Genomic DNA, 25843 nt, shown 5'->3' on the forward strand with positions numbered 1-25843 from the left:
GGGACCCGTGCGACACCGGCCCGGCCGGCGTGTCGCGTACCCGCTGCCGAACTGGTGGGACGGCGGCCGGCCCGGCCCACGCGGGCCGGATGGTGGGATCACCTGACCCGGCCGTTCGGGCTGCCGGATACCCTGATGTGGTCTGATACCCGCCGCCGGCCGGTTCCCCGGCGGCGTCGGCACGCTCAGGGACGCTGGGAGGGAGTGCACCGTCGTGGCACTCGTGGTGCAGAAGTACGGCGGGTCCTCCGTCGCCAACGCCGAGCGGATCAAGCGGGTGGCCGAGCGGATCGTCGCCACCCGCAAGGCCGGCGACGACGTGGTCGTGGTGGTCTCCGCGATGGGTGACACCACCGACGAACTGCTCGACCTGGCCAACCAGGTCAGCCCGCTGCCGCCGGGCCGCGAGCTGGACATGCTGCTCACCGCCGGAGAACGGATCTCCATGGCGCTGCTCGCCATGGCCATCCACAACCTGGGGTACGAGGCCCGCTCGTTCACCGGCTCGCAGGCCGGCGTGATCACCACCTCGGTGCACGGCAGGGCGCGGATCATCGACGTCACCCCGGGTCGGCTCAAGGGCGCGCTCGACGAGGGCGCGGTGGTCATCGTGGCCGGCTTCCAGGGCGTCTCGCAGGACACCAAGGACGTCACCACGCTGGGCCGGGGCGGCTCGGACACCACGGCGGTGGCACTGGCCGCCGCGCTGCACGCCGACGTGTGCGAGATCTACACCGACGTCGACGGCGTGTTCACCGCCGACCCGCGGATCGTGCCCAACGCGCGGCACATCCGGGACATCACCTACGAGGAGATGCTGGAGCTGGCCGCCTGCGGCGCCAAGGTGCTGCACCTGCGCAGCGTCGAGTACGCCCGGCGCGCGGGGTTGCCGATCCACGTCCGTTCGTCATACTCGACCAACACCGGCACCATGGTCACCGGATCGATGGAGGACCTTCCCGTGGAACAGGCACTGATCACCGGGGTCGCCCACGACCGCAGCGAGGCGAAGATCACCATCGTCGGGGTGCCGGACGAGCCGGGCGCCGCCGCGCGGATCTTCGACACCGTCGCCGGCGCCGAGATCAACATCGACATGATCGTGCAGAACGTCTCCACCGAGGGCACCGGCCGCACGGACATCTCGTTCACCCTGCCGAAGACCGACGGCCCGACCGCCATGGCCGCGCTCAGCAAGATCCAGGAGCCGGTCAAGTTCAAGGGCCTGCTCTACGACGACCACGTCGGCAAGGTCTCGCTGATCGGCGCGGGGATGCGGTCGCACCCGGGCGTGGCGGCCGGCTTCTTCGCCGCCCTCGGCGCCGCCGGGGTGAACATCGAGATGATCTCCACCTCCGAGATCCGGGTCTCCGTGGTCTGCCGGGACACCGACCTCGACAAGGCCGTCCGGGCCATCCACGACGCCTTCGAGCTGGGCGGCGACTCCGAGGCCGTCGTGTACGCGGGGACCGGGCGGTAGCGGCGATGCCGTCGCTGCCCACCCTTGCCGTGGTCGGGGCGACCGGTGCCGTCGGCACCGTGATGTGCGAGCTGCTGTCGTCCCGGCGCAACGTCTGGGGCGAGATCCGGCTGCTCGCCTCCGAGCGGTCGGTGGGGCGACAGGTGCGCTGCCGGGGCGAGGAGTTGACCGTCGGGGCGCTCACCCCGGAGGCGTTCGACGGCGTCGACGTGGCGATGTTCGACGTGCCGGACGACGTCTCCGCGCAGTGGGCGCCGGTCGCGGTCAGCCGGGGCGCGGTGGCGGTGGACAACTCCGGGGCGTTCCGGATGGACCGGGACGTCCCGCTGGTGGTCCCCGAGATCAACCCCGAGCAGGTGGGTAACCGGCCGAAGGGGATCATCGCCAACGCCAACTGCACCACCCTCGCCATGATCGTGGCGATCGCCCCGCTGCACCGCGAGTACGGCCTGCGCGAGCTGGTGCTCGCCTCGTACCAGGCGGTCTCGGGGGCGGGGCAGACCGGCGTGGACACCCTGCACCTCCAGCTCGGCAAGATCGCCGGGGACCGGGTGCTCGGCTCCCGGCCGGGCGACGTGCGGCAGGCCGTCGGCGACGAGTTGGGGCCGTTCCCGGCTCCGCTGGCGCTCAACGTGGTGCCCTGGGCCGGCTCGCTCGCCGACGGCGGCTGGTCGTCCGAGGAGCTGAAGATGCGCAACGAGTCGCGCAAGATCCTCGGGCTGCCCGACCTGAAGGTCTCCGCGACCTGCGTCCGGGTGCCGGTGGTGACCGGTCACTCGGTGGCCGTGCACGCGGTCTTCGGCACGGAGGTGGACGCCGAGGGCGCCCGCGAGGCGCTGCGCAACGCCCCCGGCGTGATCCTGGTCGACGACCCGGCCACCGGGGAGTTCCCGATGCCGATCGACGCCGTCGGCACCGACCCGTCCTGGGTCGGCCGCATCCGCCGCGCCGTCGACGACCCCCGCGCCCTCGACCTGTTCGTGACGGGCGACAACCTCCGCAAGGGCGCCGCCCTGAACACGGCCCAGATCGCCGAACTCCTGGCCAAGGAACTAACCCCCCGCCCCTAACTCCTCCCGCCCCGCCCACCCCGCCCGCCTCTTCTCCCGCACTTTCCGAGAAAGAGTGCCTTTGCGGCGGCGGATGGCCACGCTTTCACTGAAAGTGCGAAGGGATGAGGGTGAGGAGTGGGGGTCACGTGGTGGCTAGGCGGACGCCGTCGCGGCCCTGGCGCTTGACCGCGTAGAGGGCCTGGTCGGCGCGGCGCAGGGTCTGCTCGGACGGCTCGCCGGCCTGGGGCAGGGCGACGCCGACGCTGATGGTGCGGCCGGTGCTCCGGGCCGCCTCGGCCAGCCGCTCGGCGATCCGGACCGCCTCCTCGGGGCGGCTCACCTCGATCACCGCGACGAACTCGTCCCCGCCGATCCGGTACAGCTCGTCGCCCTGGCGCAGCGCCGCTTCCAGCGCCCGGGCCAGCCCGACCAGCAACCGGTCGCCGGCCTGGTGGCCGTACGTGTCGTTGACCGCCTTGAAACCGTCCACGTCGATCGCCAGCAGGGCCGTACGCCCCGGCGTGGCGCGGGCGATCCGCTGCCCGAACGGCCCGGTGTGCCCCAGCCCGGTGAGCGGGTCGGAGCTGGCCTGCTCGCGCAGCCGGGCCAGCGTGCGCAGCCGGTCCAGGCAGGTCCACGCCTGCCCGGCGAGCAACTCCACCAGGTTGACGGTGGTCGGGTCGGGCCGCAGCAGCCGCTCGTCGGCGACCAGCAGCACCCCGCCCCGGTCGGGCGGGCCGACCGGTACCGCCACCAGGGTGCGCACCCCGGCGTCGGCGAGCGGGAGGTACTCCGCGGTGGGCGGGTGCCCCGCCTCCCCGAGGGTGTAGCCGGGGCCGTGCCGGTGGGCCCGGGCGATCATCCGGTGCAGCGCCGGGGCGCCGGCCTCGGTCAGCTCGGCCCGGACGCGGGACTCCAACTCGCCGGGCGTTCCGGTCGGGGCGCCCAGCCGGGGGCCGGCCCCGTCGGCCAGCAGCAGCACCGCCGCGGAGAGGGTGGAGACCTCCCGGGCCGCGCAGATCGCCGTGGTCATCAGGTCCCACTCGGTGGGGGCGACGGTCAGCGCGGCGGCGTGCCGCAGCAACTTCTCGCTGCGGCTCTCCGCCGGCGGGCCGCCCAGCGCCGTTATCCGGGCACCGAGCCGGCCGGCGACACGCTCGGCGGTCTCCCGCCACAGGGCCAGCTCGACCGGCCCGCTCCACTGGAGGTCGAGCACCCCGATCGGGCGGCCCGCCGGGTCGAGCACCGGCACGCAGACCTCGGCGGTCACGTCGGGGCGTACCGGGAGGTAGTCGGGGTCGGCGGTGACGTCGGGGACGGTGGCGCCGGTGCCGGAGGCGTACACCCGGCCGACGATGCCGGCCTTCGGCGGGACGGTCGAGAAGACCTGCCAGGCGCCGGTGGCCGCGACGCAGCGGAGCCGGTCCGGCACGTGGAGCAGGACGGAGATGGTGGCCGGCGCGTACCGGGCGAGCGCGGCGACAGTCCACTGGCACGCCTCGACGGCGGTCGACGCCATCGGCAGGCGGACCGTGACGTCCCGGACGACCCGGTGGTGAGCTACGCGCACGTGGTTCCAGACAGGGGAGGGGCGATCGTCAGATACAGCGTACTCACCGCAGCTCAGCACCGGTTTTTCATGATCAAATACTGTCGTACACATGTGCTATCCACAGGGTGTGGACGGGGCCTGTGGATTCGGGCGGCCGGCGTTAGCCTGGATCCACCGGCCGACCTGGAGGACGCGATGCTCATCGCCCAGCTCAGTCACACCCACCCGGCCGCCGTCAGCGGCGGCCGCGTCACGCAGGCCGCGCGGGTCGGCCTGACCGGGGCGTACTGAGTCGGGGCATGACCGGCCTGCTCTGGTACGTCGCGTACGGGTCCAACATGCACGCCGCCCGGCTCAACTGGTACCTGGGCGGGGGCCGTCCCCCGGGCGGGCTGCGGACGTACCCCGGCTGCCGGGACTGCCGGCCGCCGCGCCGGTCGGCGGCGGTGCTGGTGCCCGGTGGGATCTACTTCGCCGGGGAGTCGCGGGCCTGGACCGGCGGGATGGCCTTCTACGACCCCGAGCTGCCCGGGGTGGCCGCGGCCCGGGCGTGGTTGCTCACCACGGAGCAGTTCGCCGACCTCGCCGCGCAGGAGATGTACCGGGCACCCGGCGCCGACCTCGACCTGATCGAGGTCGCCGTCGCGCGGGGTCGGGCCACCCTCGGCCCCGGCCGGTACGAGACGCTGGTCCGCACCGGCGTCCGCGACGGCGTGCCGATGCTGACCTTCACCGCGCCGGGTCGGGCGGGGGACGTCGAGTGGAACGCGCCCGCGCCGGTGTACCTCGCGATGCTCGCCGGGGGCCTGCGCGAGGCGCACGGCTGGGACGCGCCACGGATCGCCGGCTACCTGGCGGACCGGCCCGGGGTGGCCGGCCGGTGGGAGCGTCCCGCCGTCGAGTCGTTGGTCTCGGGGGCGCTCGGCGGCTGACGTGCGCCGCCGTTCGCGTCGGACCGGGGTGCCGTTCGCGGCGGACCGGGGTGCCGTTGGCACCGGCCGGGGACGCCGTTCGGCCGCGATCGGTCGACCCGCGGCCGGTAGTTGACGGCGCGGGGGTCGTATCGTCCACAGTGGCCGGCCGAGTGGATAGCCTCGGTGCACGTTCCACGCCGGCGCCGCCAGGGGCCGGCCGTCAACAGGTGGGGGATCGTGTTGAACAAGAGGCTGACCGGTATCGCCATGGCCCTCGCCCTCGCCGTCGGCGGTTCGCTCACCATGACCGGACCCGCGCAGGCCGCCACCCCGGCCATCCAGATCACGAAGGTGTACTACAACTCGCCGGGTACCGACAACCGGTCGAACAGCAGCCTGAACGCCGAGTACGTGAAGCTGACCAACCGCCGGTCCTCGACCGTCAACCTGAAGTCCTGGACCTTGCGCGACAAGTCGAGCCACGTCTACAAGTTCACCAGCGACTTCCGGCTCGCTTCCGGCGCCAGCGTTTACGTCCACACCGGCAAGGGCACAAACACCTCGACCCACCGCTACTGGGGGTCGGGCGCGTACATCTGGAACAACACCGGCGACGCCGCGTACGTGCGCAACTCGGCCGGCACCTTGATCGACTCCTGCTCGTGGGGGAGCAGCGGCAGCTACACCAACTGCTGACCGCGGGGGCCGGACCTGTCCGGCCGGTGCGGCGGTCGGCTCTCGTGAGGGGGGAGCCGACCGCCGTACCGTCGTCTCAGCCGATCAGGCCGCGGCGCAGCTCGGCGGCGAGCCGCTCCGGGGGCACCTCGTGGAAGCCGCCCTCCAGGCTCACGTACCGCGCCCCCGGCACCGCCTCGGCGGTCGCCCGCGTCGCGTCACGCAGCCACTGCGGGCTGGCCGTGCTGTCGACCACGACCGTCGGCACGTCGATCGCGGCGAGCCGGTCGGCCGGCAGGTCACCGTCCCCGGTGATGGTGGTGTCGTGGACCAGCGTCGGGGCCAACGCCTCCAGCCCGGGCCACATCGGCTGCTGCCGCATCCCGCGCGCCTGCTCGGCCGGCAGGCCCACCGCCTCCACCATGAAGCACTCGACCGCGTCCGCGCGCCGGTCGGCGGCGAGCAGCTCGGCCAGCCGCCCCGCGATCGGCCTGCGGGACCCGGCGTGCGGCCCGACGGTGAACGGCGGCTCGAACAGGGCCAGCCCGGTCACCGGCAGCCCGGCGGCCGTCGCCAGGGCGGCGAGGATCGCCCCGGAGGAGAGCCCGTAGAGGTGGGCCGCCCCGCCGGCAGCCCCGACCAGGGCGGCGATGTCCTCGATCTCCCGCTGCACCGCGTACGGCGCGGTGTCGCCGCTGTCGCCGCGCCCCCGCCGGTCGTAGCCGAACACGGTGAAGTTCGGCGCCAACGCGGCGGCGAGCGCGCGGGTGGTCGACCGGTCGTTGAACGCGCCGCCCACCAGCACGATCGGCGGCCCCTCGCCGGACCGCTCGTACGCGATGATCGTGCCGTCGGCCGACCGCACCCGGCCCTCCGTCAGGGACGTCCCAGTCATCCGCGAACTCCTTCCGCCACCCGTCGCCTCCCATCCTGGCCGGTGCCACCGACGAAACCGCCACGCCCCGCCGGATATCCCTCACCCCCTGTCCCGCCCGCCGTACCCCCGCGGTCGTGACGGGCTCCGTGCGGCGCCGTAAAGCCGCAGGATCCCGGCGGGGATGGGGGGTGTGGGCGGGGTCAGGTGGTCGGGAGGGGGGTTCGGGGTGGCGCGGCGGCCGGTGGCCGGCCGTCCTGGGCGGAGGTGAGCAGCCCGCGCAGGGACAGCGCGAGCAGCGACGCCGCCAGGCAGCCGCCGACCACGACGGCCACCCAGATCCGTCCGTCCGCCGCGCCGATGAGCGGGCCGGCGGTCACCGGGCCGATCACCCCGCTGATTCCGAAGATCATCGAGCTCATCGCGTTGTACCGGCCGCGCAGCTCGTCGGTGGCCAGGGCGTTGGTGAGGGCGGGCATCACCGGCGACAGCATCGTCTCGCCGAAACCGAAGATCGTCGCGCAGGCCGCCACGCCGAGCGCGGCGACCAACGCGTTGCCGGGCCCGATCAGGCCCGCCGCGCCGAGAACCAGCCAGGCGCCCGCGAAGACCGCCCCGACCAGGGCCAGCGCGCCCGTCCGGCTGCGCCCCTCCATCCGGCGGATCACCACCAGTTGGGACAGCACGATCATGACGGTGTTGCCGGCCAGGGCCCAGGCCACCACCCGCGGGGTCACCTCGGCCACCCGGACGGCGTACGCGGTGAAGCCCACCTCGATCTGGGCGTACCCACAGGTGGTGAGGACGAGCCCGAAGACCACCAGCCGGCGGAACGGGCGGTCCCGCAGCACGGTCAGGTAGCCCCCGGCCGACGCCGCGCCCCCGCCCGGCCCGGTGCCGGCGATCCGGTGGCCGACTCCCGGCAGGCTGATCAGGATCAGCGCCGGCACCAGGTAGCTCACCGAGTCGAGCAGGTAGACCAACTGGAAGGTCACCGGGCGGGCGACGTCCACGACCGCCCCGGAGATCAGCCCGCCGACCCCGATGCCGAGGTTGAGCAGGGCGAAGTTCAGGCCGTACACCCGTTGCCGCTCGTCGGGGGCGGTGAGCGAGGCGAGGATGGTGTTCTGCCCCGACCAGATCGCGGAGCTGCCGATCGCGACCAGCGTGATCACCGCGAACGCCGACGCGGTCCCGGAGACCAGGGCCAGCGAGCCCGTGCCCGCCGCCTCGACCAGCAGGCACGGCAGCACCACCCGGCGCGCGCCGAACCGGTCGATCAACGTTCCGCCCAGCGGGGACAGCGCCAGGGTGACCACGCCGTACCAGCCGATGACCAGGCCGGCGCGCGGGTCGGAGAGGCCGCGCACGTCGGTCAGGTAGATGAACAGGAACGGCAGGGTGAGGCCGCGACCGATCGCCGAGAGCAGGGTGCCGACGAGGATCCGCCGGGCTTCCGGGCGACGGGGCAGGGCGCGACGCAGCATGCCGGCGATTCTGGGCGGAGGGTACGACCGGCCGCGAGCCGTTTTCCGGCGCGTACGCGCTCGGCGGAGTCCCGTGGTGACGCCGCCCACGCCCGCCGTCCCCGTGCGGCGGCCGGGGCGCCCCCCGTACCGCGTCGGCGACGCCGGCGGGTCGGTCTGCGATCCTGGTCGGGATGACGACGACCTGGCGACACCTGCCCGCACCGGCCCGCGAGATCGCCGTGGCGGCCACCGAGGCCGTGGCCGCGGCCCGGGCGCGCGACCGGGAGGCGTACGACGAGGCGGTCGACCGGCTCGCGGGGGCGGACCGGTCCGGTCTGGTGCTCGGCGCGGTGGTCCGGCTGCTGCTGGAGGAGACCCACCCCGACGGGCTCGACGGCGACGACGTCCGACAGGTGCTGGAGACCTGCGTGCGGGGCGCGGCGAGCTGGCAGTCGGACATCGACCCGCACGTGGTGCTGGTGCTGCTGGCCGGCGCCCTCGGCGTGTACGACCCGGACGACGACGCCACCCCGCCCGACCCGGCCGCGCTGGCCCGGCACGCCCCGCTGCTGCTCGCCGACCTGCTGGCCGGGACCGGCCGGCCGCTCGACGGGTGGCTGACCGCCGCGTTCGCCGAGATCCGGCGTACCGAGCTGCACGACTGAGCCGCGGAGGGGCCCGGCGCGATCGCCGGGCCCCTCCGCGTCGCGGGCGGTCAGGGGGTGGTGGCCGCCACCTCGAACGAGTACCAGTTCGGGTAGTCACTCCAGGTGCCATCGGCCTTGACGGCGTGGACGATCAGCGTCACGTAACCCGCCTCGGTCGGCGTCCAGCTGATCGTGGCCCGGCCGTCCCCACCGGCGGGGGCCTCGGCGACCTCGCCGCCGTTGAACGAGTACCGGTACCCGGCCACGTCCGTCCAACCGGGCGGCGGGGAGAACGTGAACGTGCCCGGCACCCCCACGCCGCCGACGGCGTGCCCGTCCTCGGGGGAGTAGTAGACGTCCGACTTCACCCCCGGCCAGGGCAGGAAGTAGGTCGACCAGTCTACCGTCGGCGACACGAAGCCGTTGGCGCTGTGGCTGCGCACGGAGACGCGGTGCCCGTCGGGGTTGTTGGCGGTGAACCGGAAGTACGCCGTGCCGTCCTCCTCGGCCTGCCGGGTGTCCGGCACGCCCCCGTCCAGGGTGATCTCGTACTCGATGACGCCCGTCATGCCGTTGGCCGGGACGAGTTTGAGCAGGACATCCTGCCCCCACTCCGGCTGCCCGCCCTCGACTCGCACCTCCGGCTCGATCGAGGGCACGAGGGTCATGTACTCGATGCCTTCGGAACGGTTGCCGGCCAGGTCGATCGACCGGACGGTGAGCCGCTGCGGCCCGGATCCGACCGGGCTGAGGGTCACCGTGGCCGAGCCACCTGGGGCGTCCGCCCTGACGGAGTTCGGCCGGCTGAACGGGGCCGGGCACTCGAGCTGCCCGACGTCGCCGCTCCCCGCACATGCAGGGACGCCGAGGCCGTTCCAGCCGTACTCGAAGCCCGCCACGTCCTTGTTCCCGTTGCCGGAGAACGTGAACGTCGCCGGCACGCCCACCGGGGCCGATTCACCCGAGCTGAACGGCGGATAGTTCGCCGAGCTGACCGTCGGGGTCGTGGGCGCGGTGCCGTCGTAGGTGAAGAAGCACTTCTTCGACCAGGCCGAGAGGTCGGTGCCGTCACCGGCGCGGGCCTGCCAGCCGTACGACTTCCCGTCGACCAGGGTTCCCGCCGGCAGGTTGACCGTGCTGACCCGGCCGGGCATGCTGGAATCCGCGGTGAACACGGTCCGCGCGGTCGCGTCGTTCTTGGGCCAGACGGCGTACTCCGTCACCAGGCTCGGTTGGTCCCACTCGTCCGGGTCGGCGCCCAGGGCCTGGAGCACGTTGGCGAATCCGCCCAGCCGGGGATACGGCTTCAGCTGGGTGCAGGGGACACCGCCGTTGTAGAGGTTGCCGCTGTCGATCGTCGGCAGCGAGTTGTAATCCACCGACGAGCGCACGCCGTAAGACCAGCTGAGCGTCCGGCCGTAGGCCGGGTCGTTCTCGAACTGCTCCGGCACCCGGATCTCGAAGGTCACCCGGCGCTGCTTGTGTGCCATCGCGTCCTGCACGGCGGCCCCCACGTCGAAGGTCAGGGATCCCTTCGGGCAGAAGTTCGGGGTGAGCACCTCGTCGAGCTTGGTCAGCGGCGCGGGCCGGCGGTTCCAGGTGGGCGTGGTGCCCACCGGCTTGGTACGCCAGATCTCAACGGCCCGCTTGGTGCAGTCCGCCGCGCTGTACTCCGTGACGAAGACCTTCCCGTCGTAGATCTTCCTGCCCTCGAACTGCGAGAGGTCGAAGGTGGCGTAGACCCTGGAGGTGTGGCTCACGCCGTCCTCGTCGAGCCGGGTGCCGAGTGGCAGGTTGACCTGCTCGGCCAAGTCGTACGCCTTGGCCGGCGTCGCTGAGTCGGTCCAGCCGACCTGCACCGACGGGGGCGTTTCGGTGTGCGGTGCCGCTGCGGCGGCGCCGCCGGTGGTGATGACGGCGAGGCCGGTGACGCCGAGCGTCAACGCGACCAGGCCGGCGAGGCCACGACGTGGCCAGAGTCCGGTCACAGTAGATTTCCTTCCCCGTGTGCTGTGCCCGGCGCGTCCGCCCGGGGCAGTCACCGGCATCTAACCGCCGAGACTCGCCACGAGGCATCAACCGTTCAGGTGGTGGCCAGGCCGCCGTGGTCGGCCGACAGTGGACGGTGCGGGACAACGGTCCCGGTCGGGCGATGCCGCACGGCGGGTTCGCGGAGCGTTCACCTGGGAGTCCTGGTTGTGGGAATGTTGCATCTGTCTATATACATGACAGACGATAGTCCTCCGATCCGGACGGAGCATCATGAACCGTACGCTGCGCGTGGCCGCGACCACCCTCGCCGCCACCCTCGCCGCCACCGTCGGCCTGGCCAACCCCGCCTGGGCCGCCAGCTACTCCGCCCCACTGCGGACCGCGGTCGCGGCCCTGCCCGTGGCCACCGAGATCCGCACCGGCTACAGCCGGGACCTCTTCCCGCACTGGATCGACGCCGACGGCGACGGGTGCAACACCCGCAACGAGATCCTGCTCGCCGAGGCCGTCTCCGCGCCGACGATCACCGGCACCTGCACCCTCTCCGGCGGGCGCTGGTACTCCTACTACGACAACGCCTACTGGACGGCGACCGGCGACGTGGACATCGACCACATGGTCCCGCTCGCCGAGGCATGGGACTCCGGCGCCCGCAACTGGTCCACCAGCCGCCGCCAGGCGTACGCCAACGACCTGGGTGACTCCCGCCCGCTGATCGCCGTGACCGACAACGTCAACCAGTCCAAGGGCGACCAGGACCCGGCCACCTGGATGCCGTCGTACAGCTCCGCCCGGTGCCGTTACGTCAACGAGTGGGTGGCCACCAAGATCCGCTGGCGGCTCACCGTCGACACGGCCGAGAAGAGCGCCCTGACCAGCCTGGCCAGCTCCTGCTCCAACGTCACCATCTCGGTCACCTACGCGTACTGACCGCGCGCTGGCCCCCGCCCGACCGGCGGGGGCCGCCGTGGCGCTGCCTGGAGCGGGCACCCGAAACGAATCGCCGTCGGTGATGAACCCGGCGACGGCGTACCCACGGCGGGGGCACCGGGAGTGGATCAGGCGACGAAGCGGGTCTTGCGGCGGCGGGCGACCAGGTAGCCGGCGGTGCCGGCGACGAGTAGCAGCCCGCCGACGGCGGTGATCAGGCCGATCGAGTCACCGGTGATCGGGAGCGTCGGGCGGTCGTCACCGCCGCCCTGACCGCCGTCTCCGCCCCCGTGGCCGGTCGGGTTGATGATGATCTTCGCGGAGTCGTTCTGCGCGTTCGGGTCACCGTCCAGCTTCACGGCGAAGGTGCCGGTCTTGTAACGGCACCACCGAGTACCACGACGGTGGCAACTCACGTCTGGCCGATTCCTGATGGCGTTGAACAAGGTGACACAGAGGAGAACTGCAATGCGACGTATCGCTGACCTGCCAGCGTGGACCCCGGTAGGCGTGGGCCTGCTCGCGGCCATGGCCGCGCTGGCGGGTGGGTGCGCGGCCAGGACCACCGACGCCGGCACGGCCGGGCCTCAGTTGGGTGGCGTACAGCAGTCACTCGACCGGCTCGCCCGGCAGATCGACGGTGACCTCGACGATCGCCGCGCAGGCCAGCTCCTGACGTACGTGGCCTATCAGCGGCCCATCCGTGACTGCATGGCTGACGCGAAACTCGACTACACGCCACCACGGTTCGTCAACCCGTACGAGCACTGGCAGGCGGTGCGTCCGCTGAGCATGTATGACGAGATCGTGCCGGTGGACACCGCCCACGTCACCGCCAACGGCCTGTACGTCGCCGCCGACCTGACCCGAACGCCGACACCCGACAGCGACAACCCCGGCCACGACCGTTTGAACAAGGCGGGCAAGGCCGCGTACGCCGCACAAGTCACCAAGTGCCAGCCGCCAGCGAAGGAGTACCAGAACGCGGGCACTCCGGCGCTGTCCGCCAAGCTGTTTGCAGACCTCGACACCCTGGTCGGATCCGTCGTGAGCACCTCCGAGGTCAAGGCGCAGTCCGCAGGCTACGCCACGTGCATGGCCAAACGCGGCATCAACGCGGCGAACAGAGAGGAACTGGCCGGCGTGGTCCGCAACAGCTACGCCCCGCTCCTCGACACCGATTCCGGCCGGCTGGCCGTCGCCACGACCAGCCCGCAGTTCGTTACGGCGAAGGCCGGCGAGCAGACGGCCGCTCAAGCAGACGCAGACTGCCGACGCCCCGCGTACGAGCTGACTCTCACGCTGTTGGAGCCGAAGCTGGCTGCGTTCGAGGCCGACCACGCCACCGAGCTGACGCAGATGGCTGCCGACTGGGCTGGTGTACGGGCCCGGGCAACTCAAGCGGAGAAGACTATCGACTGGTAGCCCGTTTCGTGCCGAAAGGCCGGCCGTTCCCGTTCGGGGAACGGCCGGCCGTCGAAGGTGCTGCTACAGGCTCTATTTGCTCAGGGCCGCTGCCGCCGCCCATGCTGAGCCACCCCCAGGCGCTCTATGCCGCGTAGACAATCGTCGCATCATCGCTTCGCTTGTTGCGCGGCCAACGCGCGCCCTGCGGGTCGGCGCCCTCCAACGTCCGTACCTGGCGGATCAGTTCTGCGGGTCCGTGTGTGCTGAGGTTGTCGAGCACCGCCGGCCAGTCGAGAGCGCCGAAGAGATCCACGATCCGTGCCGCACCATCGGTGAGCACGGCCAGGCGCTGCACCTTGTCGAGCGGGACGCTGCCCACGATGGCGTGGTCAGCAGCGGATGGAATGGCGGTGGCAACCCAGAACCCACCGGGCTGGTTGCGCGCGGCCAGCTCGGCATGCTTCATCCGCAGCAACGCCGCCTGCTTCTCCGGGGATCCGATAAGGTGCCGGTCTACCTCGTCCCGTTCGGGACGCGCGGTGCTGTCAACCCGGGTATCGGTGACGACAACCGCCCCCGCGGCTTGCTGGTCGATGACGACGCTGATGTCACCGAGCACGAGGTACTCCCATGCGCTGCCGTTGACCCGGAGGATCGAAACCGCTGCCGATGGCGTACCCGGGTGGTTCAGGTCGCATTCCTTGTGCATCTCAGCAACCTGCTCGATGGCAGTTTTCAGGGCTTCCTTAAGAGGCGTTTCCAGGTCGGCAGCCAGCGTGCCAGTAACCGACCCCAGCTTTGCGGCGTACCAGGAAACGCCGTGCCGGCATCCGGTGTCCGTCCGGGCCGTCGCGCCGTCGAGGACGACAATCAGGCGAGGTGAAGCGCTGAACCAGTCTTCATTGGCCTTATTGGTATCACCAGGATCGGAAGCACTTGACACTCGCATTAGCCCACACCCTCATTCCGAAACACCGGGGTCATCGCTTCAGTGGAGAGAATTTCATGCGTGTTCGGATCGTACTTGCATGCGATAAGCACCGAGAAGCGACGCGTCTTTACTTCCCGGTACAGAGTGTCAAGGTTGTCTTCCAAATACCGGCCAGCACCCTTCGTGCCCAGCGCATGAATGCCGGCCAGATACAGGAACGATCCCCGACCGTCCGGACGAGGAAGCCTGCCGACGTAGGCGTAGTCGAAAGGTTCGCCTTTATTGAGGTGATCTCAGCAAGGTTCGACGGTCGGATGGGATGACACGGAGATAACGCCCATACCTGACGGTGCTGGAAGCGGACGTGGAGCCATCGATAGACAGATTCTTGCGACAGAATCCAGCCTTCGAGAGGGCTCCACGTGATCGCCTATTCTGCCAGGCTCGACGTGCCCAGGGAACTCGTGCGGCACGTGGCGCGGCTGCTTCATGCCGAGCGACGAGTGCTGGGCACCCGACCGGGAACCCGTGCGTTGACGTGCTTTTACCAGGCGATCCTGGTCCTGGTGTGGTTCCGCAAGGGTGAGGACAAGACGACCCTCGGGGCGGGGTTCGGCGTGTCGAGGGCGACCGCCTACCGGTACGTCGCCGAGGCCGTGCGGGTCCTGGCAGCACAGGCGCCCACCCTGCACGACGCCTTGGCGCGGGTAGCCGCCGACGGCTGGTCGCACGTGATCCTCGACGGGAAGCTGTTCGACACCGACCGCCTCGCTGAGACCACCGTGAGCGTGAAAGGCGACACCATCGACGCCTGGTACTCCGGGAAACACCGTAGCTTCGGCGCGAACGTCCAAGCGGTCATGCGCCCAGACGGGCTACCGATCTGGACCTCTGATGCGCTGCCCGGACATCTGCACGACCTGACCTGCGCCCAACGTCTGGATGTCACCGGCGCCCTCTACTGGGCAGCCTCCGTGTTGCGGCTACCGTCCCTGGCCGACTCCGGCTACGAAGGCGCTGGCCAGGGCATCCACACCCCGTACAAGCAACCCGCCGACGGCCGCCGCCTCGCCGTCGACAACCGCACCTACAACACCGCACTTCGATCCATGCGATGCCACGGAGAACGCGGCTTCGCCATTCTGACCGGCCGATGGCGCACGTTGCGACACAGCACCACCAGCCCTCGAAACCTTGGCGACGTGGTCCGAGCCGCGCTCCACCTCACCCACTTCGAACACCGATACCTACCGGATTCTTGCTGAGATCACCTCATTGGCAGGTGAACGGTATTCCTCCCCGGTCACATGGTTGACCAAATACCAGCCGCCGTCATCGTTGCGGAATCCAAGGTTCGGGTCCGACTCCAACACCTGACCAACGAAGGGCAGAATTCGGGGGCTACCGCAGACAATCAGATTGGTGCGGTTTAGCCTGATCATCCCTGGCGGGGGAACTACCTCGTACTCCGCTTTGAGGCTCAGGGAACGCGCCAGTCCGGATAGCCGTTCGTAGGTAGCCGACAAGGCGGAATCGTTGAGTACCCGCACGCTGCGCGAGCTGTACGCCTGCCTGAACCGGGCCGTCAATCGGGCGATGGCGCGTGACAAGGTGAAACGGAACGTCGTGGCGCTCTGCTCGCTTCCCAATGGACAGCAGGGTCGGCCGTCGAAATCGCTCACGCTCGACCAGGCCAGGGCAATTCTCGGCGCTGCCGAAGACACCCGGCTCTACGCGTACGTCGTCTTGTCGCTGCTGACCGGTGCACGGACCGAGGAACTACGCGCGCTCACCTGGGAGCCCCGTCGTACCCTCGCCCTGCCTCTCCGGTGCGTGGCCGCGCTCCGGCAACACCGGGCGCTGCAAGATCGGGACCGGAAGAAGGCCGGGAAGGACTGGCAGCCGGGGGACCTCGTTTTCACGAGTTCGGTCGGTGGCGCCCTGGACGCCGCCAACGTCCGGCGAGCGTTCCGGCGGGTCGCCACCAAGGCCGGACTCAACGCCGCCGACTGGACGCCCCGGGAGCTACGGCACAGCTTCGTGTCGGTCCTGTCCAGCAGCGGCGTGAGCCTGGAAGACATTGCCGACCTGTGCGGACACTCGGGAACCACGGTCACCGAGAAGGTCTACCGCCACCAACTCAGGCCGGTACTTCTCAGCGGCGCGATCGCGATGGACCGAATCTTCGCACTCACCTCGGACCGGTAGTCACTCAGTTAGTCACTCAGGACGCACTAGAGGGCACATCCATCGATCGGATGTGCCCTCTGACCTCTGTCGGGGTGGCCGGATTCGAACCGACGACCTCTTCGTCCCGAACGAAGCGCGCTACCAAGCTGCGCCACACCCCGAGGCGTGCCGACAAATAGTAGCCCACCCGGTCCGATGGTCAAACTCGGTACCCCCGCCCCCTCGTCCCGCCGGGGCCGGCCCGGGGCGGTCCTCCGCCGATGTCGCGAAAGACTCAGCTCCACAGGGCCGATGACCTGCCCCGCCGCCCCACACAAGCCAGTAGGACCCGGCCGCCGACCCGCCCCGCGCCAACCCGGGTCGGCCCCGCCCGGCAGGCGGTGGCGCAGACGGGGCAGCTCCAAAGGCGGCACACATCACACCCGCCCTGCGCCCCGGCCCGAGGCGGGGAAGGGGACGGGGCGGGGGCGGGGGCGGGGACAGGTCAGCGCGGGATCAGGGTGAGGATGCTCGCCTCCGGGCGGCAGGCGAACCGGACCGGTGCGGTCGGGTGGGTGCCCAAACCGGCGGAGACGTGCAGCCAGGAGTCGGAGCCGGGCCAGCGGTGCAGGCCCTTCGCCATCGACCGGGGCAACCCGCAGTTGGTCACCAGCGCCCCGTAGCCGGGCACGCAGACCTGGCCGCCGTGGGTGTGGCCGGCGAGCAGCAGGCCGAAGCCGTCCTCGGCCATCCGGTCGAGCACGGCCGGCTCGGGGGAGTGGGCCAGGGCGATCGACAGGTCCGCCGAGGCGGAGACCGGGCCGGCGACGGCGGGGTAGTCGTCGCGCGCGACGTGCGGGTCGTCGACCCCGACCAGCTCGATCAGCCGGCCGCCCGCCTTGAGCGTCGTCCGGGCGTTGTTCAGGTCCGCCCAGCCGGCCCCGGTGAGGACGTCGCGCAGCTCCTCGTACGGCAGCTCTGCGCCCTCGGTGTACTCCCGGTCGGGCAGGAGGTAGCTGAACGGATTCTTCAGCACCGGCCCGGTGTAGTCGTTCGAGCCGAAGACGAACGCGCCGGGCAGGTCCAGCAGCGGGTGCAGGGCACGCAGCACGCCGGGGACCGCGCCCGGGTCGGCCATGTTGTCCCCGGTGACCACGACCAGGTCCGGGTCCAGCGCCGCGAGCGACGCCACCCACTCCTGCTTGCGCCGCTGGTCCGGCATCATGTGCAGGTCCGACAGGTGTAGCACGCGCAGCGGCTCGGTGTCGGCGGGCAGCACCGGCACGTCGAACCGGCGCAGGGTGAACATGTTGCGCTCGACGAGGGACGCGTACGCCAGGGTGGCCGCTCCGGCGGCGGCGGTCCCGAGGGCGAGCCGGAATAGTGTGCGCTTTCGCATGCCAATCAGGGTAGTTTCACCGTTCATGAGCACGCTGAAGGACCGCCTGACCGCCGACATGCGCGCAGCCCTCAAGGCCCGCGACGAGCTGACCACCTCCACCCTGCGGATGGCGCTGGCCGCCGTCGGCACCGCGGAGGTCGCCGGCAAGGCCAAGCGCGAGCTCACCGACGACGAGGTGCTCGCGGTGCTGACCAAGGAGGCGAAGAAGCGGCGCGAGGCCGCCACCGCCTTCGCCGACGCCGGTCGCGCCGAGCAGGCCGCGAAGGAGACCGCCGAGGGCGAGGTGCTGGACCGCTACCTGCCCAGTCAGCTCGCCGACGACGAGCTGGCCGAGCTGGTCGCGGGGGCGCTCGCCGCCGGCGGGTTCAGCGGGAAGGCGCAGATGGGCCCGGCCATGAAGGCGGCCCAGACCGCGGTGGCGGGCCGGGCGGAGGGCGGCCGGGTGGCCGCCGAGGTGCGCCGACAGCTCGGCGTCTGAGCCTCCCGGGCCAGCCGGGGGTACGCCGACTGGCCTGAGCGCCCCCGCACACGCGAAACGGGCGGGCACCCCGGAGTGGGGGTGCCCGCCCGTCGCGTCGTCACGCCGAGCCGGGTCCGGTCGGTCAGCCGGGGCGCCCCGGGCGGCCGTTGCCGGTGCCGTTGCCGGGCGGCCCGCCGGGGCCGCCGTTGGCCGGCGGGTTGCCGCTGCCGCCGCTGACCTCGATCGTCACCACGCCGCCCCTGATGGTGCGGCCGTTGGGGCTGGTGCCGGCGGCCTTGCCGGCCGCGCAGCTCGACGGCACCCGGCTGGAGGAGACCACCACGTCGAAGCCCGCGCCCTTGAGCCGGTCCTTCGCGGTCTCGATGTCCACGCACTTCACGTCGGGGATCGAGCGCTGGTCACCCTCCATGATCTTGCCGCTGGGCGGGGTGAACTCGATGCCCTTCTTGCCCTTCATGGCGTCGCGCAGCGTCTCGTACACTGGGGGGTTGATGCCGGTCGGGACGTCGTGGCCCATCCTCTGGTTGGTCTGCGGCCAGTCCGGGTCGGCCTGGATGCCGGCGACCGCGTACTGCTTGGTCATCGCGACCAGGGAGGAGGTCTTCTCCGAGTCGGTGGTGCCGGACTTGCCGGCCACCGGCTTGCCGACGATGCCGCGCACGTTCGGGGCGGTCGCGCCGGCGCACTTGGAGGTCGACGAGCGGTCGCCGACCGGGCAGCGGGCCGCGTCCACGGCCGCCCGGGCGACCTCGGTGCTGATCCGCTGCTCGCAGCGCGGGTTGGCGATGTCCAGCTTCTTGCCGTCCGGGCCCTTGATCTCCTGCACCGGGATCGGCTCGCAGTAATTGCCGTCGGCGGCCAGGGTCGCGTACGCGTTGGCCAGGTCCAGCGGCGTGGTGGCCGAGACGCCCAGGGTGAACGCGCCCCACTGGTGCGCCGCCTCCTTGTTGGTGGCGAACCTGGCGTCCTCGGCCGAGCGGAACTGGATGCCCAGCTTCTGCGCCGCCTTGATCACGTTCTCCGAGCCGACCTGCTGCTGGAGCGGGACGAAGAAGGTGTTCACCGACCGGCCGAACGCGCTCCACATGTTGTGCACGCCGGCCATCGACTCCACGGAGTTGGTGGGGCAGTAGAAGTGCGTGCCCGGGCAGGCCGCGTTGCTGCTGCTGCTGATGATGTACTCCGACTTGAACTGCTTCGGCGAGTTGATCGTGTAGCTGAGCGGGATGCCCTTCTCCAGCGCGGCAACGATCGTGAAGATCTTGAACGTCGAGCCGGCCTGGTACCCCTTGATGTCGCCGCCGCCGGTGAGCAGCGGGTTCACCGTGTTGGGGTAGTTGCCCCGGATCTTCTTCTTGGCCTTCCTCGGGTCACTGTTGATCTTGTTCTGCGGCTTGTTCGGGTCGTCGATCTTGAAGTTCCGGTTCACCGAGAGCGCCCGGACCCGCCCGGTCCCCGGCTCGACCACCGCGACCATCCGGGCCGCCTTGCTGTTGACCCCGAGGCCCTTGCGGACCGCCTTGTCGGCGCCGTTCTGCGCCTGCGCGTCGAGGCTGGTGACGATGGTGTAGCCGCCGCTCTTGAGCCGCCGCTCCCGGTCGTACGAGGTCGAGCCGAACGTCTCCTGCTGCATCCACCAGCGGTAGAAGTAGTCGCAGAAGAAGCCCCACTCCTTCTTGTTGGTGGCGACGCAGCCGTTCGGGGTCTTCTTGTCCTTGACCACCATCTTGGTGGCCTTGGCCGCCTCGGCCTCCTCCTTGGTGATGGCGCCGATGTCGACCATGTTCCCGATGACGTAGTCGCGCCGGGCGAGGGCCAGCGGGTACCCGGCCTTGGTGGTCGGGTCGTTGGTGGTCGGAGCCTTCACCATGCCGGCCAGCATGGCCGCCTCGTCGATCCTGAGCTTGCTCGGCGGCTTGCCGAAGTAGACCTGGCTGGCGGCGTAGATGCCGTACGCGCCGTTGCCGAAGGAGGCGAGGTTCAGGTAGCGGGTGAGGATCTCGTCCTTGGAGAACTCCTTTTCGACCGAGAGGGCCATCCGCATCTCGCGCAGCTTGCGGGCGCTGGTGTCCTCGGTCGCGGCGACCACGTCGGCCGGGTGGGTGGCCGAGTACGCGACGGCCAGCCGGACGTACTGCATGGTCAGCGTCGAGGCGCCCTGCTGCGAGTTGGCGCCGGACTGGTTGTTGACGAACGCGCGGGCGATGCCGTTGAGGTCCACGCCGTTGTGCTTGTAGAAGTCGTGGTCCTCGGCGGCGATGATCGCCTTCTGCATGTACGGCGAGATGTCGGCGAGCTTCGCGTCGCGCCGGTTCTCGTCGTACATGGTCGCCAGCGGTGTCTTGGCGTCGGAGGCGAGCAGGTAGCTGATCTGCGGCGCTCGGGGCGCCGTCAGCTCGTTGGGCAGGGCTCCGAAGGTCTCCGCGCCGGCCTTGGCGGCCAGCCCGGACATCGCCACCGCGGGGAAGGCCGCCGCCGCGACCACCACGCCGGCCAGTAGGCCACAGATGAGTAGCGATGCGGCGTTGGTCAGCACATTGTGGTCACGTTTCCGCATCCAGGTCACCTCGACAGGGTACGCGAGTAGGGAATGAGGGGCGCTGGGGCGTCTTTCTCCCATTTCCTGCGCGCGCCGACCTCGTTGTGCTAAACGCACGAACCCTGGTGCGAGGTTGCGTGGATCCGGCGACGAGTCTCCACCGATCGGAGGAGCGGCGCGGCGTTTTCACCTACTCCGGCCGGGTAGACGGGGGCCGAAGGCCCGGGAAGCCGGGAGTGTCCGTAATGATGGATTTTGCCGACAACGTTGCGTAATCAGTCGACTACAGAGCATGATGGTGGCGGTGACCGAGCCACACGTCGTCCGTGCCGCCCTGGGGAGGCCGGGCGGACGACAGGGGGATTCGACGGCTGGTCGCGCGACGTCGGTAGGTACTGCAAGGGGGGACGTGTACACATGGGCATGATCACTGACTGGCCGTCACTGGCGGCGTGTCAGAACGGGGACCCGGACGCGCTGTTCGTACAGGGCGCTGAACAGAACGTGGCGAAGCGGATCTGCCGGAGCTGCCCAGTTCGGTACGAGTGCCTGGCCGACGCGCTCGACAACCGGATCGAGTTCGGGGTGTGGGGTGGCATGACCGAGCGGGAACGCCGGGCTCTGCTGCGCCGGCACCCCCAGGTCGCGAGCTGGCGGAAGATGTTCGAGGCGGCCATGAAGAAGAACGCCAAGGAGAAGTCCGGCAAGGACAAGGTCCTGGTCACGGCCGGTTGACGCCGGTCACGGCCGGCTGATCGCCGCGCCGATCGTCCGCAGCCCGTCGACGTCGTGCACGTCGGCGGGCTGCGCCGTCACCGACACCGCCGGCACCTGCGGGAACGCCTCGGTGAACCGGGCCGCCACCTGCTGCTCGCGGTGCGCCTGCTGGGCCAGCGCGGCGTGGGCCCGCAGCACGTCGACCGTGCCATCGTGCCCGCCGGCCTCGGCCAGCCGGTCGGCGGCGGCCAGGCTGGTCGCCGCGTCCAGGGAATCGACCGCTGGCCGGTGCACCCGGTTGAGCACCAGGCCGGCCAGCGGCATCCGCTCCTCGCCCAGCCGCCCGGCGAAGTACGCCGCCTCCCGGACCGCGTCCGGCTCCGGGGCCGCGACCAGCAGGAACGCCGTCTCCCGCGCCTGCAGGATCCGGTACGTCTGCTCGGCCCGCTGCCGGAAGCCGCCGAACATCGAGTCCAGCGCGGCCACGAAGCCGGACAGGTCGGTGAGCAGTTGGGCGCCGAGCACCTTCTGCACCACCTTCGAGAACATCCCGAAACTCGCGGTGACGAGGCTGAACATGCTCCGGCCCCCGCTGCGCGCCGGCGCCAGCAGCAGCCGCAGCATCCGGCCGTCGAGGAAGCGGGACAGCCGGGCCGGCGCGTCCAGGAAGTCCAGCGCCGAGCGGGACGGCGGGGTGTCCACCACGATCAGGTCCCACTCGCCCCGGGCGTGCAGCTGGCCGAGCTTCTCCATCGCCATGTACTCCTGGGTGCCGGCGAAGGTGGAGCTCATGGCCTGGTAGAAGGGATTGGCGAAGATCTCCGCCGCCTTCGCCGGGTCGGTGTGCTGGAGCACCACGTCGTCGAAGGTCCGCTTCATGTCGAGCATCATGGCGTGCAGCTCGCCCCCGCTGGCCTCGACGTCGATGCCCTTGACCTGGCGGGGGGTGTTGTCCAGTTCGGTCAGGCCGAGCGACTGGGCCAGCCGGCGGGCCGGGTCGATGGTGAGCACCACCGTACGCCGGCCGTGCTGCTCGGCGGCCCGCAGCGCGAGCGCGGCGGCGGTGGTCGTCTTGCCCACCCCGCCCGCCCCGCAGCACACCACGATCCGCACGCCCGGGTCGGCGAGGATCTGGTCGACGTCCAGCTGCGGCGCCGCGTCTTCGGAAGGCACCAATCGAGCGTATCGGGCTTCGGGGAATCTCCGCGCCGTGCCGGCTCCAGTGTGAGTCAATCCGCCCGGACGAGCGCCCGGGCCAGCGTCTCCAGGCCCGCCCGGTCCACCCCGTCGGGCAGCAGCGGCAGCTCGGTCAGGGGGAGCCCCAGCTCGACCAGGTCGGCCCGGAGCGAGTCCTCCAGCTCCCGGTGGATCAGCTGGTCGCGCGCCTCGCCGGCGAGCCCGGCGACGGTGTCCCGGTCGGCCGGCAGCCCGGCGGCGACCAGTCCACGCCTCAGCTCCGCCGCGCTCACCGCCCGGCCGGCGGGCAGCGGCGGCCGGGCCGCGTTGACGACCACCCGGCCCACCGGGAAGCCGAGCTGGGTCAGCTCGGCGATCGCGTCGACGGTCTCCTGGACCGGCATCTCCTCCAGCAGCGTCACCACGTGCACCGCGGTCATCGGGGAGCGCAGCAGCGCGGCGACCCCCTCGCTCTGGGTCTTGATCGGGCCCACCTTGGCCAGCCGGGCCGTCTCCGCCGTCACGTTGAGGAACCGGCCGATCCGCCCGGTCGGCGGCGCGTCCAGCACCACCGCGTCGTACGCCCGGCGCTGCCCGACGGTGCGGGTGGTGGCCTCCTTGACCTTGCCGGTCAGCAGCACGTCCCGCAGCCCGGGGGCGATGGTGGTGGCGAAGTCGATGGCGCCGAACCTGCGCAGCGCCCGGCCGGCGGCGCCGAGCTTGTAGAACATGTCGAGGTACTCCAGCAGGGCCTCCTCGGCGTCCACCGCCAGGGCCCGCACCTCGCCGCCGCCGGGGGCGTCGGTCAGGTGCCGCTCGGAGTACGGCAGCGGGTCGGTGTCGAAGAGCTGGGCGATGCCCTGCCGCCCCTCGACCTCCACCAGCAGGGTGCGCCGGCCGCCGGTGGCCAGCGCCAGGGCCAGCGCCGCCGCCACGCTGGTCTTGCCGGTGCCGCCCTTGCCGGTCACCACGTGGAGGCGGGCCGGCCACTCGGTACCGGCCGGGTCGGCCGGCCGCTCAGCTGCTCGCACCCGTCGAGCCTATCCACCCGGCCGCGGACGCGACGGCGGCCGGCCCGGGTGGTCCCTGGTCGGCCGCCGTCGGACGGTCAGGCGATCTCGCAGACCCACCAGCCGGTCTTCCGCACGACCGTGAAGCGGAGGTCCTGGTCGGCGACCTTCTCGTCGGACGTGGTCATGGTCACCTTGGCGCTGACCGTGGCCCGGTCGCCGGTCTGGTTGTCCACCTTCGGGCTGGGCCAGGAGAACCGGGGGCTCTTGTACTGCTCGGCGTACCCGCGCACCTCCGTCACCTTCGCGGCGATCTTCTTGTCGTCCCGCGACGCGGCGCAGACGTGGCCGGCTGCCTTCTTCGCGTCCTGTTCCTGGTAGACCGCGGTGAGGAAGGCGGCGACCGCCTCGGCCGGCTCCTTCGCACCCTCGCCGCTCTCGACGTTGCGCAGGGTGAGGAACGCGGCTGCCCCACCGCCGCCGCACAGCAGCAGCGCCAGGGCGGCCACGATCGAGGCGATCAGCACGCCGCGCCGTTTCTTCGGGGCGACCGGGGCGGGGTACGGCGGGTAGCCCGGCGGAGGCGGGAACGCGCCCGCCACGGGGTTCACCGGGCCGCCGGGCGCGGCGGGCTGGGCCGGGCCGCCGAACGGGCCCGGACCGGCCGGCGGCCCGAACGGGCCGGGTGCCGGCGCGCCGGGCGGGGCGGCGGTGCTGGGCGGGCCGGGGTCGACGCCGGGCGGGGTCGGTGCGGCTGGGCCGCCGGCCGGGGGCGGATAGACCGGGCCGCCGGCCGGGGCCGGGGAGGCCGGGCCGCCGGCCGGGTCGGGGATACGGTCGCCGGAGGGCGGACCGCTGGGCGTACCGGTGGCGCTGCCGTCGGGCGGTTGGGTCATGTCGATCCCCCGGGGTGCGGCCCGTCGTCGTCGCGCGGACGCGAGGGCTGGTCGAACGAAGGTGGACGGTCCATGCGCGTCCGTCCGACGGAAGGGTAGCGGTGAACGGCCCTCCGGGTGGGTCCCCGGGCCGGACGCCGCGATGCGGCGATCATGGAGCGTCGATCGCCGCCATCCGGTACCGGACCCGCGATCTGTCGCATATGTGACTTGAGGTGATCGGGCATGCGTGCCCCGTTGTCCCTGTCGGGAATCGGTCCTACGTTCGTGCCGGCGCGGGGGACGGATCGGCGGATGGTCCGAGCCACATGGTGACGACTTGATCAGGTGCGAGGCCCGGAGGCAGTGCATGCGCGACACCGACAACATCTCCCGAGCCCAGTTCCCGCCCAGCGGAAGTGCCCGGCGGGTCGGGCCCGGCCCTGCGGGCGAGGAGGGGCCGGTCACCGGCCTGCCGTTCAACGAGCGGTCCTACCGGCGGCTCACCGACCCGGGGGAGATGCTGCGGACCCTGAGCCGCCCGGCCGAACGCTCCCGGGACGAGGAGGAGACCGGATACGTCATCCACCTGCCGATCCGGGTGGCCGACCTGGCGGCGGCGGCGGCGCTGGCCGGCAAGGTGGCGATCTCGCTGGGCTTCCTGCCCGAGCTGGACGCCGGCGAGACCACCGTCTCCACCGCCGACGACCAGAACAACCGGCACCGGGTCTTCTGCGACCTCCTGCTGCCCGACCGGTCCCGCTGCCCCCAGCGGTACGACCACGAGGGGCCCTGCGGCGAGCCGCCGACCGCCCCGGAGCAGCGTCCCGCGCCGCCCGACGGCGCCGGATCGTAGGCTGTGGGCGGAAACGTCACCGCCTCCTAGGGAGCCCTGCACAGATGCAGAAGTGGGAATACGCGACCGTGCCGCTGCTGGTCCACGCGACCAAGCAGATCCTCGACAACTGGGGTGAGGACGGTTGGGAACTCGTGTCCGTGGTCCCGGGCCCCAACCCGGAGCAGCTCGTCGCGTACCTCAAGCGACCGAAGGCGTGAGCGACGTGAGCAACGGACCGCACGCGAAGCTCGCCGAGCTCGGGCTGGAGCTGCCCGAGGTGGTGCCCCCGGTGGCCAGCTACGTGCCGGCCGTCCAGTCCGGGCAGCACGTCTACGTCTCGGGGCAGCTTCCCATGGCACAGGGCAAGCTGCTGGCCACCGGGAAGGTGGGCGCCGGCGTCTCCGCCGAACAGGCCAAGGACCTGGCGCAGCGGTGCGCCCTGAACGCCCTCGCGGCCGTCGACGCGCTGGTCGGCCTGGAGAACGTCGTCAAGATCGTCAAGGTGGCCGGCTTCGTCGCGAGCGCCCCGGGCTTCACCGGCCAGCCGGGCGTGGTCAACGGCGCGTCGGACCTGTTCGGCGCGGTCTTCGGTGAGGCCGGCCGGCACGCCCGCTCCGCCGTGGGCGTCGCCGAGCTTCCCCTCGACGCCCCCGTCGAGGTCGAACTGATCGTCGAGGTCGCCTGATCCTCCGCCGCTCCCCACGATCATGCAC

23 protein-coding genes, 1 tRNA gene and 2 pseudogenes are annotated in these 25843 nt (G+C 71.5%); 14 read left to right on the top strand and 12 right to left on the bottom strand.

From position 1 onward, the window contains the following. The first annotated feature begins 214 nt into the window (after positions 1-214). On the top strand, positions 215-1480 hold the full coding sequence (locus tag OOK41_RS04455) for an aspartate kinase (RefSeq protein ID WP_117673084.1): 1266 nt from the start codon (positions 215-217) through the stop codon (positions 1478-1480). 5 nt (positions 1481-1485) lie between these two features. After that, a complete protein-coding gene (locus OOK41_RS04460) occupies positions 1486-2550 on the top strand; it encodes an aspartate-semialdehyde dehydrogenase (protein ID WP_266263056.1) in 1065 nt (354 codons plus the stop codon). A gap of 124 nt (positions 2551-2674) precedes the next feature. Here OOK41_RS04460 and OOK41_RS04465 read toward each other — a convergent pair whose 3' ends face one another. Beyond that, entirely contained in the window at positions 2675-4051 is a 1377-nt protein-coding gene (locus tag OOK41_RS04465) for a diguanylate cyclase (protein WP_266263057.1), read from the bottom strand. Positions 4052-4383: 332 nt separating this feature from the next. Between OOK41_RS04465 and OOK41_RS04470 the strand changes: the two genes are divergently transcribed. Then, positions 4384-5016: a histone deacetylase gene (locus OOK41_RS04470; RefSeq protein WP_266263058.1), complete on the top strand. Its 633-nt coding sequence runs from the start codon at positions 4384-4386 to the stop codon at positions 5014-5016. Between the two features lie 219 nt (positions 5017-5235). Continuing rightward, positions 5236-5694, top strand: a complete 459-nt coding sequence (locus OOK41_RS04475) for a lamin tail domain-containing protein (RefSeq protein ID WP_243640243.1) — start codon at positions 5236-5238, stop codon at positions 5692-5694. A 76-nt stretch (positions 5695-5770) separates the two neighbouring features. On the opposite strand, the gene OOK41_RS04480 is transcribed toward OOK41_RS04475, so the two are convergent. Further along, complete coding sequence (locus tag OOK41_RS04480; protein ID WP_266263059.1) at positions 5771-6568, bottom strand: alpha/beta fold hydrolase; 798 nt, start codon at positions 6566-6568, stop codon at positions 5771-5773. Positions 6569-6750: 182 nt separating this feature from the next. After that, positions 6751-8034: an MFS transporter gene (locus tag OOK41_RS04485; RefSeq protein ID WP_117673075.1), complete on the bottom strand. Its 1284-nt coding sequence runs from the start codon at positions 8032-8034 to the stop codon at positions 6751-6753. Positions 8035-8207: 173 nt separating this feature from the next. Between OOK41_RS04485 and OOK41_RS04490 the strand changes: the two genes are divergently transcribed. Further along, a complete protein-coding gene (locus OOK41_RS04490) occupies positions 8208-8681 on the top strand; it encodes a hypothetical protein (RefSeq protein WP_117673134.1) in 474 nt (157 codons plus the stop codon). 50 nt (positions 8682-8731) lie between these two features. Here OOK41_RS04490 and OOK41_RS04495 read toward each other — a convergent pair whose 3' ends face one another. After that, complete coding sequence (locus OOK41_RS04495) at positions 8732-10651, bottom strand: hypothetical protein (protein WP_266263060.1); 1920 nt, start codon at positions 10649-10651, stop codon at positions 8732-8734. 274 nt (positions 10652-10925) lie between these two features. Between OOK41_RS04495 and OOK41_RS04500 the strand changes: the two genes are divergently transcribed. Next, positions 10926-11585, top strand: coding sequence for an HNH endonuclease family protein (locus OOK41_RS04500; RefSeq protein WP_266263061.1), 660 nt, complete (start codon positions 10926-10928; stop codon positions 11583-11585). Between the two features lie 128 nt (positions 11586-11713). Here the strand turns inward: OOK41_RS04500 and OOK41_RS04505 are convergent, their stop codons facing one another. Continuing rightward, positions 11714-11944 (bottom strand): LPXTG cell wall anchor domain-containing protein, encoded by a 231-nt coding sequence (locus tag OOK41_RS04505; protein WP_266263062.1) that lies wholly within the window; start codon positions 11942-11944, stop codon positions 11714-11716. A 109-nt stretch (positions 11945-12053) separates the two neighbouring features. On the opposite strand from OOK41_RS04505, the gene OOK41_RS04510 reads away from it, so the two are divergent. Next, the gene (locus OOK41_RS04510; RefSeq protein ID WP_266263063.1) at positions 12054-13010 is read left to right on the top strand and encodes a hypothetical protein; all 957 of its coding nucleotides are present in this window, start codon (positions 12054-12056) and stop codon (positions 13008-13010) included. Positions 13011-13134: 124 nt separating this feature from the next. Here the strand turns inward: OOK41_RS04510 and OOK41_RS04515 are convergent, their stop codons facing one another. Next, on the bottom strand, positions 13135-13941 hold the full coding sequence (locus tag OOK41_RS04515; protein ID WP_266263064.1) for a protein phosphatase 2C domain-containing protein: 807 nt from the start codon (positions 13939-13941) through the stop codon (positions 13135-13137). Positions 13942-14345: 404 nt separating this feature from the next. On the opposite strand from OOK41_RS04515, the gene OOK41_RS04520 reads away from it, so the two are divergent. Both OOK41_RS04520 and xerC read left to right on the top strand, forming a co-directional pair. Beyond that, the gene (locus OOK41_RS04520) at positions 14346-15188 is read left to right on the top strand and encodes a transposase family protein (RefSeq protein WP_266263065.1); all 843 of its coding nucleotides are present in this window, start codon (positions 14346-14348) and stop codon (positions 15186-15188) included. A gap of 205 nt (positions 15189-15393) precedes the next feature. After that, a pseudogene (gene xerC / locus OOK41_RS04525) lies at positions 15394-16131 on the top strand (tyrosine recombinase XerC); the annotation flags it as partial. Between the two features lie 69 nt (positions 16132-16200). Here xerC and OOK41_RS04530 read toward each other — a convergent pair. After that, positions 16201-16274 (bottom strand) — tRNA-Pro (locus OOK41_RS04530). 323 nt (positions 16275-16597) lie between these two features. Then, positions 16598-17491: a metallophosphoesterase gene (locus tag OOK41_RS04535; protein WP_117664729.1), complete on the bottom strand. Its 894-nt coding sequence runs from the start codon at positions 17489-17491 to the stop codon at positions 16598-16600. Between the two features lie 25 nt (positions 17492-17516). Between OOK41_RS04535 and OOK41_RS04540 the strand changes: the two genes are divergently transcribed. After that, the gene (locus tag OOK41_RS04540; RefSeq protein WP_266263066.1) at positions 17517-17972 is read left to right on the top strand and encodes a GatB/YqeY domain-containing protein; all 456 of its coding nucleotides are present in this window, start codon (positions 17517-17519) and stop codon (positions 17970-17972) included. A gap of 124 nt (positions 17973-18096) precedes the next feature. On the opposite strand, the gene OOK41_RS04545 is transcribed toward OOK41_RS04540, so the two are convergent. Continuing rightward, positions 18097-20532 carry a transglycosylase domain-containing protein gene (locus OOK41_RS04545; RefSeq protein ID WP_266263067.1) on the bottom strand — a complete coding sequence of 812 codons (2436 nt, stop codon included), beginning with the start codon at positions 20530-20532 and terminating at the stop codon, positions 18097-18099. A gap of 399 nt (positions 20533-20931) precedes the next feature. Here OOK41_RS04545 and OOK41_RS04550 point away from each other — a divergent pair, with 399 nt between their 5' ends. Beyond that, positions 20932-21249: a WhiB family transcriptional regulator gene (locus tag OOK41_RS04550; RefSeq protein WP_117664732.1), complete on the top strand. Its 318-nt coding sequence runs from the start codon at positions 20932-20934 to the stop codon at positions 21247-21249. 6 nt (positions 21250-21255) lie between these two features. Here OOK41_RS04550 and OOK41_RS04555 read toward each other — a convergent pair whose 3' ends face one another. The 3 genes and pseudogenes from OOK41_RS04555 to OOK41_RS31860 all read right to left on the bottom strand — a co-directional run. Then, positions 21256-22407 carry an ArsA-related P-loop ATPase gene (locus OOK41_RS04555; RefSeq protein WP_207892563.1) on the bottom strand — a complete coding sequence of 384 codons (1152 nt, stop codon included), beginning with the start codon at positions 22405-22407 and terminating at the stop codon, positions 21256-21258. Positions 22408-22460: 53 nt separating this feature from the next. Then, positions 22461-23438: an ArsA-related P-loop ATPase gene (locus OOK41_RS04560; protein WP_266263068.1), complete on the bottom strand. Its 978-nt coding sequence runs from the start codon at positions 23436-23438 to the stop codon at positions 22461-22463. Between the two features lie 77 nt (positions 23439-23515). After that, positions 23516-23965, bottom strand: a pseudogene (locus tag OOK41_RS31860) (hypothetical protein); the annotation flags it as partial. Between the two features lie 697 nt (positions 23966-24662). Here OOK41_RS31860 and OOK41_RS04570 point away from each other — a divergent pair. From OOK41_RS04570 to OOK41_RS04580, 3 genes are read left to right on the top strand one after another with little or no spacing between them, the layout of a single operon-like run. Then, a complete protein-coding gene (locus OOK41_RS04570) occupies positions 24663-25148 on the top strand; it encodes a hypothetical protein (RefSeq protein ID WP_117664735.1) in 486 nt (161 codons plus the stop codon). Positions 25149-25192: 44 nt separating this feature from the next. Beyond that, positions 25193-25348: a DUF4177 domain-containing protein gene (locus tag OOK41_RS04575; protein ID WP_013736319.1), complete on the top strand. Its 156-nt coding sequence runs from the start codon at positions 25193-25195 to the stop codon at positions 25346-25348. A 5-nt stretch (positions 25349-25353) separates the two neighbouring features. Beyond that, positions 25354-25815 (top strand): RidA family protein, encoded by a 462-nt coding sequence (locus OOK41_RS04580; RefSeq protein ID WP_117664932.1) that lies wholly within the window; start codon positions 25354-25356, stop codon positions 25813-25815. The last annotated feature ends 28 nt before the right edge of the window (positions 25816-25843 follow it).

Origin of the sequence: Micromonospora sp. NBC_01655 (assembly GCF_026339755.1) — a bacterium.
In the GTDB taxonomy this organism is placed as follows: domain Bacteria; phylum Actinomycetota; class Actinomycetes; order Mycobacteriales; family Micromonosporaceae; genus Micromonospora.